The organism is Oleiphilus sp. HI0125 (assembly GCF_001635355.1).
Genome location: NZ_LWGF01000420.1, coordinates 1 through 298 on the forward strand (window position 1 = coordinate 1; position 298 = coordinate 298).

The following is a 298-nucleotide window of genomic DNA, read 5'->3' on the forward strand; positions in this document are numbered from 1 at the left end:
ATACAAAACGGGCCGTCCATCTAGGCTACGTAGGCGGTTCACTTGATATACAGGCTTACCAACAGCAATTTGCATTTCCGAAGCTATGTAGCGGTCCGCTACGGTCAACTTAATCGAAAGGAGTTGGGTGCTCGGTTGAAAACCCTGTTGCCTTGCATAATCGACAAAACTAACCCGTCCATGAACACTTGGGTCATAACGCAATTTAGGTGGGGATATAAACCAACCACGTCGGTTCTCCCGATAAATCAAGCCTTCTGTTTCCAACAACTTCAAAGCCTCTCGGATTGTTACCCGC

Annotated in this window: 1 protein-coding gene; it reads right to left on the minus strand. The window is 47.3% G+C overall.

Annotated features, from left to right (window positions below):
- The coding region (locus tag A3762_RS05685; RefSeq protein ID WP_156493267.1) for a UTRA domain-containing protein at nucleotides 1-298 on the minus strand (298 nt) is incomplete at both ends.